The organism is Metabacillus niabensis (assembly GCF_902829255.1).
Taxonomy (GTDB): Bacteria; Bacillota; Bacilli; order Bacillales; family Bacillaceae; genus Metabacillus; species Metabacillus niabensis.
The window spans coordinates 22743-40020 of record NZ_CADEPK010000301.1 but is presented as its reverse complement, the minus strand read 5'-3'; the positions used below and the strand labels follow the sequence as shown (position 1 = coordinate 40020).

Below are 17278 nucleotides of genomic sequence, written 5' to 3'. Positions count from 1 at the left end.
AGCGTAAGTGCGAGACTCCTGCGGGATGCGTGGGAGAGGTGAGACCCCGCAGGTTTACACCGAGGAGGCTCACCACCCACCCCGCGGAAAGCGAGTACTGTAGCGGAAATCAACCAGAACGACTACTGGTAAAAAGTAACAATATATACAAGTATTACCACTTACAAAAAGACACGAAGTTTAAAGCTGAATTCCAAATTATAGTTCGGATTTTTCTTATGTTGAAAATCCTTTGTCCCAACCTCGACTTGATGTTTTATGAGACAGTAACTACTTCTTCTTTAGCTAGATTTCTAGCGATTTCGTCTTTTATAGTAATTCCTGCAGCCTCTAATTCTGCAATTTTTTCTGAGAATTGTGGCAGGTAGTTTTTATGTGCAATCAATAATTCATCTAGGACACGTTTTGCCGTTTCACCACTAGGGATGAGTGGATTTATTGTGAATGCTTGTAGCGCTAAGCCGTAATCACCGGTTACAGCTGCTTCTTCTACACATAGCTCCATATTCTTCATTACTTGTAGCCAGCCTTTTTCAGCTGGTGGAAGTGAACCAAAAGCAACTGGTCTTGCACCTGCAGACCCGATATAAGCGGATACCTCTACAACATCATCGGGAGCAAGGTCAGGAACCGCGCCGTTATTCTTCGTAGAAACGACAACCTGTGTATTTTTGTTCGCATAAATCGATGCAATGGTTTCACATGCGGCATCTGAATAGTATGCACCACCACGTTTTTCTAACTGTTCAGGTTTATGATCTAAGTTAGGGTCTTTATATAATTCAAATAGTTCTGCTTCTGTTTGTTTAACTTGTTGCCCTCTTGTTCCAATATTCGGATCATTGTACTCTTCAAGCATATGGCTTAACATCTCTTCATAGCGATAATAATAACGATGATAGCCACACGGAATCAGGTTCATTTGCTTCAATTGCTCTTTAAAAAACGGAACATCGAAGATATTTGCTGGAAGCCCGTTATCCTTCTCATAAAGCTTTTCGATAATTTGGGAGGTCACATCATTCCCAGCTAAATCTTGCACTCTATGCCAATGAAAATGATTTATTCCAGCGAAGGAATACACGAGTTCATCAGTTGTTTTTCCAATTAATTTCGGTTCTTGCATCATCGCCATAACAGGAACATTGCATAAGCCAATTACCTTTTCCCATTTGCCATAGCGGATGATTGCGTCTGTTACCATACCACTAGGATTTGCAAAGTTAACTAACCATGCATTTGGGCATAATTCCTTCATATCTTCCACAATGCTTAAAATGACAGGAATGGTTCTGAAGGCTTTGAAAATACCACCGGCACCATTCGTTTCTTGACCTACCATCCCGTAAGATAAAGGAATTCGTTCATCTTTAATTCTAGCATCTAATAAGCCAACTCTAAATTGAGTAGTAACAAAGTCAGCATCTTTCAACGCTTCACGACGGTCTAATGTCAAATGCACCTTTACATCATAGGGAGAAGCGTCCCACATTCTCTGTGCCATCTCACCAACAATTTTAAGCTTTTCCTTCCCCGCTTCAATATCAACAAGCCAAATTTCTCTAATTGGTAACTCATCGAATCTTTTAATAAAGCCTTCCATTAATTCAGGAGTATAACTGCTGCCTCCACCAATCGTTACAATTTTTACGCCTTTTGACATGTTCAAGCTCCTCCTTTATCTCGTAGCTTATTTTTAAATCTAGTGAAAAGTAAAATATTGTATTTACAAATTACTATTAAAAATGTAAATTTGTTTAATGAAGTGGGAAGTCATTATGAGTAGCCTTATCCTTCCCTCTTCTTAATTTTAGTATAAAATATGATGAGGCATAATCAATATAATTAGAGGCGAATCATTCTTCATTTACAAATTTATTTACAAAAACGACCGATTTTTGTAAATGTCATTAGCAAGCGGAAATAAAAGTAGAGGTGATAGATATGTTGCTGACAGAGAAGATGAAGGAAGATATTTTTTCTTCATCAGAAAGGGATATTATCGACTATTTGTTTAAAGAAAGAGAGAATATTAAAGAGAAAACAACGAAACAAATTTCTAAAGAAACCTACACTCATCCATCCACGTTAATTAGAATTGCAAAAAAGCTAGGATATAGTGGTTGGGTAGAGTTGAAAAACAGTTTTCTTGATGAAATTGAATATTTAAATAGTCATTTTTCCTCTATTGATGCAAATTATCCTTTTGATGAGCGAGATAATATTATGACAGTTGCAAATAAAATGGCTTTATTGAATCAGAAGACAATTAGCGACACGTTGTCTCTCTTAAATTACGATGAATTGCAAAGGGCAACAAATATGCTTGATAAAGCATCACATATAAAAATATTTTCTGTGAATCATAATTTGTTGATTTGTCATGATTTTAAATCAAAAATGAATCGAATCGGAAAGCATGTTAGTCTATGCACAGTTGATCCTTTATTCGAAGCGGTAAATTCTAATAGTGATACTTGTGCTATTGTGATCTCATATAGTGGGGAAAGTAAAGATACTGTAGGGCTGTTGCCATTTTTGAAGAAAAAGAAGGTACCAATTATTGCTTTAACGAGTATTGGGGAGAATACTCTGTCAAAATTCGCGGATTGCATTTTACGAATTACCACAAGGGAAAGATTGTATTCTAAAATAGGCAGTTTCACTACGAACAATTCCATCTGCTTTCTTTTAGATGTTCTCTATGCTGGTGTTTTTTCAAAGGACTATAAAAAGAACCTAGAATATAAAACGCAAATTTCTCGATATTTTGATCGTAGAAAAAGTTCCAATGAAGTTATGCAAGAAATGAAACACGATCAAGCTTAAATATGGTTGAAATTAATCCTATTTCAACCTGAAATAAACTAAACAGCTAATGTTGATATAGAAACAACGATATGAAGAGAGATTTGTTAAAATCGCCTCCTTTAAAAAGTGATTTTACATTAAAGTTTCTTAGGGGAGGTTTTTGTGCTGGATTGTTGGCCAGAAAACAATATCATTATATAGCGCCCTCATCTAAATTGTTTTAACGTAAAAATACGGATAATTTTAATCTGGTGAAATAACTTTTTGTAGCAAAATATATGAATAGAGTGAAAATTACTAGTGAGAAAAGTAAAATTCACAATATATGAATATGGAAATTTAATGTCAAAACAAAAAAATGCTATACCTATGACCATAGTTAATGGTATTTTAAATAATAGTGATTGTGTAGTAAATGCCAAAAATTCCTTCATAAGGAAGAAAAAGTGCCTACGTTTTACTAACAAAAGGGATCTTTTAGTAAAAATAAACTGGATAATATCAAATTATTAAGTTCAAAAACTAATGTATGTTATGAAATAGAGGAGAGGGATGTTTATGTTAGGAGCATTAACTACAGAAAACAGATCGATGTTTCAGAAGGTCTTGATTACATTTGTGATCTCGTTATTATTCGCAACAGTAGGATTATACTTTGGCCAGTTCGTGCCAACAGCTCTTATGATTCCTTTGGCAATCGCTGAATTAATTATGATTATCGCGGCATTTTGGCTAAGACGTAGAAAAAGCGTTGGATACACATTCATTTATTTATTTTCAGTGATATCTGGTATCACAACATTTCCAATTGTTAGTCATTATGCTTCAATGGCTGGAGCTCAAGTTGTATTAATGGCTTTTGGAGCAACATTTGGTATATTTGCTGTTATGGCAACAATAGGAGCGAAAACAAAGAAAGATTTATCTTTCCTATCAACATTCCTGTTAGTTGCGTTATTAGCGATAATCTTTGTAGGGATTTACAGTATCTTTGTTCCATTAAATTCGTCAGGTATGGTAGCTTATTCTGTTATTGGAGCAATTGTCTTTTCTCTCTATATTGTGTATGATTTCAACCAAATGAAAAGAATGTCCATAACAGAAGAGGATGTACCTTTATTGGCTCTATCTTTATACTTAGATTTTATTAATTTGTTTATCAACTTACTTCGTATTCTTGGCATTTTAAGCAGTGATGATTAAGCTGAAAGAGACTAGGCATGAAGTAATGTAAATCTTCCGAATGAAGTTCGAACATTGAGCCTTACGAAAACCATTAAATGAGAAAAATCCGAACTAACACGAAATTCAAATTAGAATTTCAAATGATAGTTCGGATTTTTCTTTGGATAAACCTTTTGTGACGGCCCCTTTTATTTATTTTTTTAGAAAAACTATAACACTTGAAACCTGGGAAAAAGAAATTGAATAAAACAGTATATTGAAAGAAAAATTAGGTCACATTTATTTTAGTTATTGTTTAAGAGTCTTTTGCAGAAGTCTTACCTTTATAAAATGAGTGACATGAAAATGACAGAAGCGAATCGATACTTTGTACCTTTTTATAGCTGATATTTACATAGTACCTCCTGATTTTATGATTGCTAAAACATTGGCTTTTCCTCGTTAAATTTGTCCTTTGCTATTTAGCCAACAGAAAATGCCCTCTTAAGTGTGGACATGAAAAATCAAAAGACCTATTTATTTGCCTGATAGAGAAACATACTCTAAAAACATTTCGGTCAACCGCTTGACATATAAAATGTAACCGTTTAATATAAAAAATGTGAAAGCGGTTAACACAAAATGTCAACCGCTTGACATAAAGAGAGAGAAGTAAAGAAATTTTTGAAATTAAGGGGGGAATATGAAGTTATGGGATTACTAGTATCTAAAGAGAAAGCGAATCAAGAAATGGCCAATTCTCTAGAGCTTGAATTACATGCGAGGACAAAAAAGCAAAGTTTTTTTCAATACTTTAGACGAAACTATGCACTGTATCTGTTTTTAGCTCCAGCTATTATCCTAACCATTATTTTTAAATATGTACCGATGTATGGAGCGGTTATTGCGTTTAAAGATTTTAGTCCTATGAAAGGGATTTTAGGAAGTGAGTGGGTAGGGTTTGAACATTTTAAGGATTTTTTAACCTCTCCAAATTTCGCTGATATTTTTATGAACACCCTTAAATTAAGTGTTTATGGACTAATACTAGGATTTCCGGTTCCGATTATTTTAGCTCTTAGTCTTAATCAAGTAAGGAGAGCGGCAATAAAGAAAAATATTCAACTAATCTTGTATGCGCCTAACTTCATTTCAGTTGTTGTTATTACAGGTATGTTGTTTATCTTTTTTTCACCGACCGGACCAGTTAATTCATTATTGTCATCATTTTTAAGTGGGCCAGTGCCATTTATGACAGATCCAGATTATTTTCGCTCTATTTATATTCTTTCAGGAATCTGGCAAGCTGCTGGATGGTCGTCGATTATTTATGTAGCGGCACTAGCAAATGTTGATCCACAGCTGCATGATGCTGCGACAATTGATGGGGCATCACTTTGGCAAAGGATTAGACATATTGATTTACCAACATTAAAACCTATTATGGCAGTGCTCTTTATTTTAGGGGCAGGTGGAATTATGGCGATTGGCTTTGAAAAGGCTTACCTAATGCAAACATCTATGAATATACCAACCTCAGAAATTATCCCAACGTATGTATACAAGGTCGGCTTGCAGGCTGGTGATTATGCATACTCAACAGCGGTCGGCTTGTTTAACTCTGTGATTAATGTCATATTACTCGTTTTTGTTAATTTTGTTGTGAAGAAATTAAATGAAGGTGAAGGATTATATTGATGGGGGTGAACATCTCATGAAAAAGCATAGCAACTCAGATAAATGGCTGCTTTTTACGAACAAAATTGTGTTAATTTTCCTCGTATTAATCGTGTTAGTGCCTTTGCTTTACATTCTATTAGCCTCGTTTTTGGATCCGAATGTATTGCTAAGTAAAGGAATTTCATTCAATCCAAAAGATTGGAGTATCGAGGGATATACAAGAATCTTTCAGGATGACTTGATGGTGAAAGGATTTATTAATTCGATTATCTATTCAGTTGGGTTTACGCTCGTCACGATTATCGTTACGATTTTTGCGGCATACCCATTATCACTGAATGGCTTTAAAGGAAGAAATGTCATCATGGTGTTTTTCCTTATCACAATGTTTTTTAATGGTGGATTAATTCCTACTTATTTAGTCGTAAAAGACTTAGGCATGCTGAATACGATATGGTCGATTATTTTACCAGGGGCAATTAGTGTATGGAATATCATTTTGGCTAGAACATTTTTTAAAGGCTTGCCGAAGGAGCTTTTTGAAGCAGCGAAAATTGATGGCGCTTCGGAGCTGAAGATCTTTTTAAAAATCGTTTTGCCATTATCCAAACCGATTATTTTCGTTTTAGCGTTATATGCCTTTGTTGGACAATGGAATTCCTATTTCGATGCAATGATTTATTTAGAGGATCAAGAGCTGCATCCATTGCAATTAGTGCTGCGCTCAATCCTTATTCAAAATGAAGTCCAGCCAGGGATGATTAGTGATCAGCTAGCAATGGCAGAGCTAAGTAAAATAGCAGAGCAGATTAAATTTGCCTCAATTGTTGTTTCAAGCTTACCACTGCTTATTATGTACCCTTTCTTCCAGAAATACTTTGAAAAAGGTGTCATGGTAGGGTCTTTAAAATAAAAACTAAATAGGGGGATTGTTTTATGAAAAGGTTCTTCAAACTTATCTCGTTTTTTCTAGTAATTGGCGTCTTGCTTGTTGGGTGCAGTGGAGGAAAAAGTAGTAAGAGTGCATCAACTGAGGATTTGGAGCTAACAGATGTTTCGTTTCCGTTAAAGGAAAAGGCGACCCTTCGCTTTATGACACAAAGCTCACCGCTTGCTCCAACAGATCCGAATGAAAAATTAATTTTTAAGAGATTAGAAGAGGAAACAGGGGTCCATATTGAATGGAAAAACTATACGAAGGATCAATTTGTTGAAAAGCGAAACTTAGCTTTAGCAAGTGGAGAATTACCAGATGCGATTATGGATGCAGCATTTAGTGATTACGACTTATTAAAATATGCGAAGGATGGAACGATTATTCCCGTAGAGGATTTAATCGATAAGCATATGCCGAATTTGAAAAAGGTTTTAGAACAAGCACCTGAATATAAATCGATGATTACAGCACCAGACGGACATATTTATAGCTTCCCATGGATTGAGGAGCTTGGGAGTGGGAAAAGTCGGATCCAGGTCGTTGATGGACTTCCTTGGATTAATGTTGAATGGCTCAATAATTTAGGGTTAGAAATGCCGAAAACGACGGATGAATTAAAGGAAGTATTACTTGCTTTTAAAACACAGGATCCGAATGGAAACGGTGAGGCAGATGAAATTCCTGTTTCCTTCATGATTAATCATGGTGGAGAGGATCCAGCGTTTTTATTTGCGGCATTTGGGTTAGGTGATAACTATGATCATACAGTTGTATCAGATAACGGAGAGGTAATTTTTACAGCTGCACAAGAAGGGTATAAAGAGGCATTGAAATATTTTAATGAGCTCCATGAACAAGGATTAATTGATGTCGAAGCGTTTGAACAGGATTGGAATAAATACGTTGCAAAAGGTAAAGAGGAGAAATATGGTCTTTATTTCACTTGGGATAAAGGGAATATTTCTGGAATGAATGATAAATATGATTTAATGCCACCGTTAGCAGGTCCTTCTGGAGAAGTGAATGTCGCACAAACAAATGGCTTTGGTCTTGACCGTGGCAGAATGGTGATTACTAGTGCGAATAAGAACCTAGAGTTAACAGCGAAATGGATTGACAAGCTTTACGAGCCACTTCAATCTGTGCAAAACAACTGGGGAACATATGGTGATTCAGAGCAAGCGAATATTTTTGAGCTAGATGAGGATGCAGGTATGTTAAAGCATCTTCCGTTAGAAGGAACAGCACCTGTTGAATTGAGAGAGAAAACAAATGTAGCGGGTCCGCTAGCCGTTCTTGATGAATATTACGGTAAATATACAACAAAGCCTGATGATGCTGCTTGGAGGCTAGATTTGTTAGAAAAGCATGTCGTTCCTCATATCAAATCTAAAAACTTTTATCCACCTGTATTTTTCTCATTAGAGGAATCAGATGAAAAAGCAAAAATTGAGACAGATTTATTTGATTATGTGAATAGAAAGCGTGCGGAATGGATCACGAATGGAAATATTGATGCCGAGTGGGATGAATATGTAAAAGAGCTTGAAAGACTTGGCTTAAGTAAATGGCTGCAAATTAAACAAGATGGATATGACAGAACGGTTAAATAATAGGAGGACACAAATTGAAGATTACAAAACTAGATAAATACAGACCAGCATTGCATTTTTCACCACAACAAAATTGGATGAACGATCCGAATGGCTTAGTATTTTTTAAAGGTGAATATCATTTATTTTTTCAGCATAATCCAAATGATAGCGTTTGGGGGCCGATGCACTGGGGCCATGCTGTCAGTAAAAATATGATCGAATGGGAGCAATTGGATATCGCGTTATCTCCAGATGAGCATGGGACGATTTTTTCCGGCAGTGTCGTCGTTGACTGGCACAATACATCAGGATTTTTCCAAGAGGAGCCAGGACTTGTCGCGATTTTTACGCATCATTTAGAGGGGGAGAATCATCCCCAAACAAAACAGATGCAAAGCTTAGCATATAGCTATGACAAAGGGAGAACTTGGCTGAAATATGAAAATAATCCTGTGCTAACACATCCTACGAAAATTGATTTTAGAGATCCGAAGGTATTTTGGCATGAGGCAAGTCATAAATGGATCATGGTTTTAGCTACAGGGCAAACGATATCAATCTATTCTTCTCCTAATCTAAAGGATTGGACATTTGAAAGTGAGTTCGGCGAAAAGATCGGCTCACATGATGGGGTATGGGAATGTCCAGATTTATTTGAACTACCTGTCGAGCATTCCAGTGAGAAGAAATGGGTGCTGCTTGTCAGTATTGGAGACAATCCGGAATTTGATTCTGGCTCACGTACACAATACTTTATCGGCTCCTTTGATGGTCATACATTTGTCGAGGAGCATGATGATATTAAATGGTTAGACTTTGGAAAAGACAACTATGCTGGCGTTAGTTTTTCTGATATACCGAAAGAGGATGGGCGAAGAATTTACCTTGGCTGGATGAGCAATTGGCGCTATGCAAACCACGTTCCTACTAAAGGGTGGAGAAGCCAGATGACATTGCCGAGAGAACTTTCGCTCATCGAGATTGACGGCGAGATCCAAATTGTTCAAAAGGCTGTTAGAGAGCTAGAGCCATTTTTCACGAAAAAAGAAGAGCTTAATCATGTCATCGTAAATTCAAAGGATAAGCATCATTTTAATATTCATGCGGATTATGCTGAGGTTGAATTAGTACTAGAAAATATCGATGCAACTCAGTATGGCTTAACCATTCATCATACGAACACACAATATACAACGATAACAGTTGATGCTAAAGACAATAAATTATTGCTAGAGAGAAAGCATTCAGGGAATGTAGATTTTTCCGATAACTTCCCTAAGCCACAAATGGTGAAGCTTAACGGAACAGAGCAGCTTCAGCTTCGGTTAATTGTTGATTCGTCATCATTAGAATTATTTCTTAACGGTGGGGAACATGTAGTAACGAGCTTAGTTTATCCAGATAAAGCATGTGAAGGTGTATCTCTGTTCACATCAGAAGGGGAAATAAAGGTCGTACACGGAAAGCTGTCGATTCCCGCAAAAAATTAAAGATTGTTCGATGCAGCCAGAGGAAAGAGCAATATCCCTCTGGCTGATTTTAACGGAATGTATATAAATGATCATAAAGTAGGTGGATTGAAATGAAAGATGTAACAGCATTGGGAGAGCTTTTAATCGATTTTACTCCAAGTGGTAGAGGTGAACAGGACAATCCTAGATTTGAAGCAAATCCAGGTGGCGCTCCTAGCAATGTGCTCGTTTCTTTAGCTTGTTTAGGGCTGGAAACGGAATTCATTGGCTGTGTTGGTAGGGATCATTTTGGACAATTGTTAGTAGCTGCTTTACGTTCAAAAGGTGTTCAGACAAATGGAATTGTTTATTCGAACGTAAAGACAACACTGGCGTTTGTGCATATTGATGAGCAGGGTGAACGCTCATTTGATTTTTATCGTCAGCCTGGGGCAGATATGATGCTTGCAAAGGAGGATTTACATTTAGAGCTAATCTCTCATTCTCGTATTTTTCATGTTGGATCGATCTCGATGACAGATGAACCGGTAAGGGGGGCAACGTTAACAGCCTTAAACCATGCAAAAGAGAGGAATAAAGTGATTTCCTTTGACCCAAACCTTCGTCCGTTATTATGGGACAATTTAGATAATGCCAAAAGGCAAATCGAAATCGTTATGCAATATGCTGATATTGTGAAGGTTTCTGAGGAGGAACTAGCTTTTTTAACAAATACGGACGATATTTCTTTTGGTGCAAAGCAACTATTTGAAAAGCATCATCTTTCCCTGCTTTTTGTCACTTTAGGTGATAAAGGCAGTTATGCGTATAACGAAAACGGATTAGTATTTGTTCCGGGAATTACTGTGAAGGCAGTTGATACAACGGGATGTGGTGATGCATTTTTTGCAGGGGTTTTATATGAGCTATTAAAAAATGAATTATTAAATGAAGATTTACCAAAGGCGAGGCTAGAGCAAATTTTACGATTTGGAAACGCAATGGGAGCTTATGTAGCGAAACATAAAGGCGGTATTCCAGCTATGCCGACGTTATCACAAATAGAGGAATTTATCGCTCATTCAAAATAGAAAGAGATGCTCGGTTTTGTTTTCCTGAAGTGATGGAGAAAGGAAATGAGGATTTTAATTCAAATGTAGAAGAGAGGGCATAGCATGAAATCAACTAGTTGGATTTCTGTAATATTGACGATTCTACTTATGACTTCAGCATTGATGACTATCACTGTTCACCCACTAAAAGGAGTTGCAGCAGATTCACAGGAAACGGAGGAGGGATTGGCTATAAATAACGCAGCTACTAATCTGACAGAGTGGAACGTTATAGGGAAGGGGAAATTAGAAGATACAGAACAGGGAATATTGCTAGCTTCTGAGCCTAACGAGAATGTGATGGCGATCGCAAACGTTATATCTGAGGATTTTATTTATGAAGCAGATGTAAAAATACTCGACAAGAATGCGGCTTTAAGCCTAGTATTCCGTTCGAGTGAGGATGGCAAAGACGCATACATGCTGCAAATTGAACCGAATGAAGGGAAAATTCGTCTCCGTGATTCTCGTGATGAAACGAGATTAAATGATGAACACAATGTTACTGTTCATGAGGGAGAGATCTATCATTTAAAGGTGAAGGTCGTAGAAAATACTATTTTCGTTTATTGGGAGAATCAATATTCGCCGATTATGAGTGTGACAGATTCTACTTATGAGAAGGGGCTTCTTGGTCTTCACGTATCAGATGGTTCCGCTTTATTTCAGCACGTAAAGGTAAGCGAATTTTCCACAAACCTTTCTACATCTCAATATAAAGAAGGCAGCTGGGAGCCAGCGCTTAAAGGGCTGAAGGGAATTTCTGCTGGGGATGGAGGAGCAAAGCAAATTTATCGCAATAACGAACGTGACTTTGTTCTCGAAGGAAACATCACGTTTGACGAAAATCAATCAGAAGCAGCGCTTGCCTTTCGAACGAATGAACAAGGGACGACAGGTTACTTGGCAACGCTTATAAAAGAAGGAAATACCGTTAAAGCCCAATTGCAAAAGGCTGATGGAACCGTTTTGAAAACATCTGACAAGACGTATAAAACGGAGGAAGGGACGAAGCATCATCTTGAAATTATGGCAAACGGTGAGCAAATAGAACTTTATGTTGATGGCTTTTCTGAGGCTGCCGTGAAAGTGACTGATAAGAGCGAGCTTACGGGATTTGTTGGGATGACAGTAGCAGAGGGTTCTGCTTATTTTCAGGATGTTTATCTTATCCGATTAACGGAGTATTACAATGAAAAATATCGACCTGATTATCATTATACTCCAGCTCGCGGCTCTGTTAGTGATCCGAATGGGCTCGTTTACTTTGAAGGGGAGTATCATTTGTTCCATCAGGATGGAGGGACGTGGGCACATGCAGTAAGTAAAGATTTAGTGAATTGGAGGCGGTTACCTATTGCGTTGCCGTGGAATGAACATGGCCATGTTTGGTCAGGATCTGCTGTAGCGGATTTAGATAATGCCTCAGGCTTATTTACAAATTCAGGTGGTAAAGGGCTTATTGCATACTATACCTCCTTTCATCCAGATAAACGAAACGGGAATCAGCGTATAGGTCTTGCCTACAGTACGGATCAAGGACGTACTTGGAAGTATTCTGCTGAGCATCCAATTGTCATTGAGAATCCTGGTAAGAATGACGAGGATTTAGGGAGCTGGGATTTCCGTGATCCAAAGGTCGTTCGGGATGAGGCGAACAATCGCTGGGTGATGGTTGTTTCTGGAGGAGATCATATTCGTTTCTTTACCTCCACAAATTTAATCGATTGGAAGCATACAGATAATTTTGGGTATGGTGGTTATGTTCGTGGTGGTGTCTGGGAATGCCCTGATCTTTTTCAGCTTGAGGTAGATGGCACAGGAGAGAAAAAATGGGTATTGATGATAAGCACAGGGGCAAATCCGAAAACAAAGGGATCAGATGCTGAGTATTTTGTAGGGCAATTAACGGAAGAGGGTACATTCATAAGTGACAATCCTGCAGGGAACGTACTGAAAACAGATTACGGAAAGGAATTTTATGCCTCGATGTCCTTTTCTAATATGCCTGATAACAGACGTGTCATGATGGCGTGGATGACGAACTGGGATTACCCATTTGCGTTTCCAACGACAGGCTGGAAAGGAGAGCTAACCATTCCAAGGGAAGTGCGATTAGTAAAGAAAGAGGAAGGAATAAGACTTGCCCAAAAGCCGATAGCAGAACTGCAGCAGCTACGAAATACGATTTTTCAAGCAGAAAACAAAATCATCAAGCCAGAAAATTCGGCAAATCTGTTAAAGGGGCTCTCACAAGGAGCGTTTGAAATTGAAGCAGAGCTTGAAATTCCGTCTACAAGTACAGCAACAGAATTTGGTTTTCATGTTCGTGAAGGGGATGAGCAAAAAACAGTCGTTGGATATAAAACGGCGGAAAATCAACTATTTGTCGATCGTACTGAATCAGGAGAAACGGATTTTTCGAATTTATTTTCCACCTTACATGAAGCAGCTTTAAAACCGGAAAATCAACGGATTACATTGAATATCTTTGTCGATGATTCATCCATTGAAGTATTCGCTAATGATGGAAAGGTTGTTTTTTCTGATGTTATCTTTCCTGATCCTTCAAGTCGAGGTATGAGCTTTTACACGAAAGGAGGGGAAGTGAAAATCGTATCATTAAAGGTCCATTCCCTCTCAAATAGTTGGAAGCAAAATGAGGATAAAGAGCCTGAGGTGATCTTAGATACTAGTCAAAGAGAGATGGGAATCGGTGATACACTCACTTTGCATGCTTCTGTTGCGCATGGAAAAGGAAAGGGAACCGAGCCTTTGATTTGGAAATCTAGCAATTCGAATGTCGTCAAAATTGAATCGTCCACGAATTCCAAAGCGATCCTTAAAGCAGGTAGCAAAGGGGAAGCAAATATAACAGTATCTACACCAAATGGGAAAGCTGCGAAAACGATAGCAGTCAAAGTGTATGATGGGAAATTTAACACGAATTTGACTGGATGGAAGGCAGATCTTGCTGCAGCGAAATGGATCGTGACTGAAAACGGAATAAGAGGCACCTACAGTAGTGATGCAAACTATGTAGCGCAGGAAACAGCAGGGGATTTTACATATGAAGCTGAAATGATGCTAGGAAAGGATGGAGGAGCAGGTTCGATATTATTCAGGTCTAGTGAGGATGGACGGAGCGGCTATTACTTCAATCTTGATCCAAATATGAAGGCATTTCGACTTTTTTATAAAATAGATGGAAGCTTTGAGGAACGGATGGTCATCGGAAAAGTACCAGCATTTATCCAGCCTGGAAAGACGTATAAAGTAAAAATTATTGCCAAAGGACCACACATCCAGGCATATGTCGATGGAGAAAAAATCATCGATTTACACGATGGAACCTTTGCCGAGGGACATTTTGGTGTGAATGTCTTTGGAGGTCAAGCATCCTACCAGAATGTCAAGATAAGCAACGTATCAGAAGCGAAATTAACAATAACTAGCTTTACAAATAAAGCAACAGGTGAAGCGATTTACGCGGCTCATTCCGAAAACGGCGAGCCAGTGACGATAGCTGATGCAAACAAAGCTACAAATTGGACGCTCATTCCAACAGGTGATGAGCATGGTTCTTATTCAATACGTACAGAAGGCGGTAAAACGCTGGACCTTGATACAGGTCTAAATAAAATTCAGCTATACAATTATCTTGGATATGCTAATCAACGATGGATCATTAGGAAAAACGATAATGGAACAGTGACCATCAGTTCTGTTCATAACGGTAAGACATTAGAAATATCAAGCGAAGGAAGATTGACACTAAATGATGTGGAGAAAGGACGAGAGCGACAGCAGTGGATGCTTTCTTCTGAATTGAATTAATTATAAGATTTAAATAGCCTCGGCATAAGCGTCCGAGGCTTTTTTTCTATCTTCGCTTAATCTAGTTGAGGTAATCCTGAAGAAAACTAGATTTTATGCTATACGAGACTTCCTTCTTTCTATATTTTTTAATCACATCGACATGGTCATCGTAGCTATAAAGAAAGAAGGTTATGTTGTTTTTGGCAGTTGTCGTCTGAATAACGAATGGAGCCTTACTAGTTTCTGAAGGTGGGTAATAATATTTTTCTAAAAATAGCGCCTGATTAAAATGTTCTATAAGCTGTTTTTTCTGTTCACCTTCTAAGCTTTTTCCGCCAAATGTTACGGTGACGGCAGCTTCATTTAGTGTTGGATGCACTTCAAATCTATGAATCATCGATTCTACTACAGAAGTTGGAAGACATGTCATAATTACTTTTAGTAAACCAGCAACTATTAAGACAAGCACAAAAGTCCATGTCATCGTTGATCATCTCCGTTAATGTTTAGTTCGATTCATTAAACAGAACTTGTATAATGAAACATCTCATCTATCATAATTGTTTTTGCTGAAAAATAACCATCCACTTTACGATTGTTTTCCTCATCCACTTTTTAAAAAATGAACTCATGGTTGCTGCTAGATTGATAGCTCAAAATAAAAAAAGTATCTCATTTTTGTCACTTCGAACATTCACTATTAAAGTGGATGGGGTAAATAGTAAGGAATTGGATGGTTAGCTCGTTATAAATATAAATTAATATGAAGGTAGATAATTCGCGTTTTAACACTCAAAAAGGAGAGAATTTGTCATGACCTTCGCCATTATGATCATTATTTTACTTGCACTATTGGCTTTAGTTGGGACCATTTTTGTCGCAAATGATAGAGATGTTAACTATAATAAAAAAACAAAGGGAAATGTAACGAGATTAACGTCAATTTATGCTGTTGTCATCGTCATCTCAGTCATTGCTGTTGGAGTATATATCGTAATGAGATAAGTAAAACTATTTTAAAGTATGCTTTGTAATAACTTTATCAAAAACAAATTGTAATATAAGGATGTTCACATATGGATTGGAAGCCTGATCGAAATGACGAAAAACCGATTTATAAACAAATAGCTGATTATATTGAACAAGGCATTTCATCGGGGGTTTTTCCAGCTGATAGCCGATTGCCATCAGAACGCAATTTAGCTAGAGATCTTGGTGTAAACCGCAGCACAATCGTTTCAGCCTATGATGAGCTCGTGGCACTTGGGATAGTCGAGCGGAAAAAGGGAAGTGGAACGCGGGTTAGTACAGATATATGGGGGACCTTTCATAAGCGAATTCCTAATTGGGGACGATATGTGGAGGATGGCTCATTTCTCCCTAACTCACCATTGGTACAACAAATCCGTTCAGAGGTTCAAAATCGTGATTTAGTAAATTTAGCAAGTGGTGAGCTGTCACCGCGTTTAATGCCAAATGTCCAGCTTAGCAACATTCTTTCGGCAAATCCTTTTACCGAAAACCTTGGCTATGACCATCCGCAAGGGAACGAAATGCTGCGGGCGACAATTTCATCACATGTTAAGCAGTTCAAAAATATCAAGACAAATCCCGCCTCGATTCTTATTACGTCTGGCGCACAGCAAGCCCTTCATCTCATTGTCGAATGTTTGCTTAAACCAGGTGATGCTGTTGCAATTGAAGATCCTTCCTATTGTTATTCATTGCCGTTATTTCAATCAGCAGGCTTAAGAACCTTTCGTTTACCAGTAGATAAAGACGGGATAAATCCCGATGATCTCTTATCATTACATAAAAAGCATCGGATAAGGATGGTTTTTCTAAATCCCGATTATCAAAATCCTACTGGGACCGTGCTTCATTTAAGCCAGCGTAAAAGAATATTGGACATATCAGTAGAGCTCGGTATCCCGATTATCGAGGATGATCCGTATAGTTTAACCTCCTATAACGGTGAGGTAAATCCAACCCTTAAATCAATGGACGCAAATGGGAATATTCTATATATTAGCTCATTATCAAAAATTGTTGCCTCAGGATTACGTATTGGCTGGATTATCGGCCCTGAACAGGTCATTCAGCGGTTAGCTGATGCAAAACAGCAGGTAGACTTTGGACATAGTGTATTTCCCCAATGGATTGCGAATCAATTTTTAAATTCTGCTGACTTTTCCGATCATATTGATAGGCTTCGCTCACAGCTAGAGCTTAGAAACTATGCGATTACGACAAGCTTAAAAAAACAGATGGGGGATAAGATCGAATTTATCACTCCTAAAGGTGGGATTCATCTTTTGGGGAAAATAGACCCATCGATTGATGAATATCAATTATTGAAGGAATCGATTAAAAATGGTGTTGCATTTGTTCCAGGAAGTATATTAGGTTCCAAACGGGGATATATGCGTTTTACATTTGGTAGGAGCGAACCAGACGAAATACAAAAGGGAATAGCAAGGTTTGCAGAAGCGGTAAAGCGAATAACGAATCATTAGCTAGATAGAAGTCAATGCTTTTTTAAGAGCATTGACTTTTTTGTATCAATAGACAACGATACGAAAGCAGGATGAGCATTTTTGAAATTTCTCCGCAGGAATGTAACGTTAGATCCCGAATCATATAGGAGGCAATGTACCCTTTTTTCCTATATATTGAGATTAATGAAAAGCATGAACATAGCTTGTTCAA

12 protein-coding genes are annotated in these 17278 nt (G+C 37.7%); 10 read left to right on the top strand and 2 right to left on the bottom strand.

Annotation, left to right across the window (positions count from 1 at the left end; genetic code table 11):
- Window positions 1-256 precede the first annotated feature (256 nt).
- Window positions 257-1663 carry a 6-phospho-beta-glucosidase gene (locus tag HU235_RS17745; protein WP_174881078.1) on the bottom strand — a complete coding sequence of 469 codons (1407 nt, stop codon included), beginning with the start codon at window positions 1661-1663 and terminating at the stop codon, window positions 257-259.
- Window positions 1664-1944: 281 nt separating this feature from the next.
- On the opposite strand from HU235_RS17745, the gene HU235_RS17740 reads away from it, so the two are divergent.
- The 8 genes from HU235_RS17740 (at window position 1945) to HU235_RS17705 (ending at window position 14587) form a co-directional block, all read left to right on the top strand.
- Window positions 1945-2829, top strand: a complete 885-nt coding sequence (locus tag HU235_RS17740) for a MurR/RpiR family transcriptional regulator (protein WP_174881077.1) — start codon at window positions 1945-1947, stop codon at window positions 2827-2829.
- 540 nt (window positions 2830-3369) lie between these two features.
- A complete protein-coding gene (locus HU235_RS17735) occupies window positions 3370-4014 on the top strand; it encodes a Bax inhibitor-1/YccA family protein (protein WP_095301940.1) in 645 nt (214 codons plus the stop codon).
- Between the two features lie 711 nt (window positions 4015-4725).
- Window positions 4726-5673, top strand: coding sequence for an ABC transporter permease (locus HU235_RS17730; RefSeq protein WP_370877282.1), 948 nt, complete (start codon window positions 4726-4728; stop codon window positions 5671-5673).
- A gap of 16 nt (window positions 5674-5689) precedes the next feature.
- Window positions 5690-6568 carry a carbohydrate ABC transporter permease gene (locus HU235_RS17725; protein WP_174881075.1) on the top strand — a complete coding sequence of 293 codons (879 nt, stop codon included), beginning with the start codon at window positions 5690-5692 and terminating at the stop codon, window positions 6566-6568.
- A 23-nt stretch (window positions 6569-6591) separates the two neighbouring features.
- The gene (locus HU235_RS17720) at window positions 6592-8205 is read left to right on the top strand and encodes an ABC transporter substrate-binding protein (protein ID WP_174881074.1); all 1614 of its coding nucleotides are present in this window, start codon (window positions 6592-6594) and stop codon (window positions 8203-8205) included.
- Window positions 8206-8219: 14 nt separating this feature from the next.
- Window positions 8220-9677, top strand: coding sequence for a glycoside hydrolase family 32 protein (locus HU235_RS17715; RefSeq protein ID WP_174881073.1), 1458 nt, complete (start codon window positions 8220-8222; stop codon window positions 9675-9677).
- A gap of 92 nt (window positions 9678-9769) precedes the next feature.
- Window positions 9770-10729 carry a carbohydrate kinase family protein gene (locus tag HU235_RS17710; protein ID WP_174881072.1) on the top strand — a complete coding sequence of 320 codons (960 nt, stop codon included), beginning with the start codon at window positions 9770-9772 and terminating at the stop codon, window positions 10727-10729.
- An 84-nt stretch (window positions 10730-10813) separates the two neighbouring features.
- Window positions 10814-14587 (top strand): GH32 C-terminal domain-containing protein, encoded by a 3774-nt coding sequence (locus tag HU235_RS17705; protein WP_174881071.1) that lies wholly within the window; start codon window positions 10814-10816, stop codon window positions 14585-14587.
- Between the two features lie 61 nt (window positions 14588-14648).
- Here HU235_RS17705 and HU235_RS17700 read toward each other — a convergent pair whose 3' ends face one another.
- Window positions 14649-15053, bottom strand: a complete 405-nt coding sequence (locus tag HU235_RS17700) for a YfmQ family protein (protein WP_095301944.1) — start codon at window positions 15051-15053, stop codon at window positions 14649-14651.
- 329 nt (window positions 15054-15382) lie between these two features.
- Between HU235_RS17700 and HU235_RS17695 the strand changes: the two genes are divergently transcribed.
- Together HU235_RS17695 and pdxR are read left to right on the top strand one after the other, a co-directional pair.
- Window positions 15383-15574 carry a hypothetical protein gene (locus HU235_RS17695; protein ID WP_095301945.1) on the top strand — a complete coding sequence of 64 codons (192 nt, stop codon included), beginning with the start codon at window positions 15383-15385 and terminating at the stop codon, window positions 15572-15574.
- A 71-nt stretch (window positions 15575-15645) separates the two neighbouring features.
- Complete coding sequence (gene pdxR / locus HU235_RS17690) at window positions 15646-17085, top strand: MocR-like pyridoxine biosynthesis transcription factor PdxR (protein WP_174881070.1); 1440 nt, start codon at window positions 15646-15648, stop codon at window positions 17083-17085.
- Window positions 17086-17278 lie beyond the last annotated feature (193 nt).

Bases quoted from the DNA above. Each gene is read 5' to 3' on its own strand.
- HU235_RS17745 (WP_174881078.1), bottom strand. From the start codon at position 1,663: ATGTCAAAAGGCGTAAAAATTGTAACGATTGGTGGAGGCAGCAGTTAT.
- HU235_RS17740 (WP_174881077.1), top strand. From the start codon at position 1,945: ATGTTGCTGACAGAGAAGATGAAGGAAGATATTTTTTCTTCATCAGAA.
- HU235_RS17735 (WP_095301940.1), top strand. From the start codon at position 3,370: ATGTTAGGAGCATTAACTACAGAAAACAGATCGATGTTTCAGAAGGTC.
- HU235_RS17730 (WP_370877282.1), top strand. From the start codon at position 4,726: ATGGCCAATTCTCTAGAGCTTGAATTACATGCGAGGACAAAAAAGCAA.
- HU235_RS17725 (WP_174881075.1), top strand. From the start codon at position 5,690: ATGAAAAAGCATAGCAACTCAGATAAATGGCTGCTTTTTACGAACAAA.
- HU235_RS17720 (WP_174881074.1), top strand. From the start codon at position 6,592: ATGAAAAGGTTCTTCAAACTTATCTCGTTTTTTCTAGTAATTGGCGTC.
- HU235_RS17710 (WP_174881072.1), top strand. From the start codon at position 9,770: ATGAAAGATGTAACAGCATTGGGAGAGCTTTTAATCGATTTTACTCCA.
- HU235_RS17705 (WP_174881071.1), top strand. From the start codon at position 10,814: ATGAAATCAACTAGTTGGATTTCTGTAATATTGACGATTCTACTTATG.
- HU235_RS17700 (WP_095301944.1), bottom strand. From the start codon at position 15,053: ATGACATGGACTTTTGTGCTTGTCTTAATAGTTGCTGGTTTACTAAAA.
- HU235_RS17695 (WP_095301945.1), top strand. From the start codon at position 15,383: ATGACCTTCGCCATTATGATCATTATTTTACTTGCACTATTGGCTTTA.
- pdxR (WP_174881070.1), top strand. From the start codon at position 15,646: ATGGATTGGAAGCCTGATCGAAATGACGAAAAACCGATTTATAAACAA.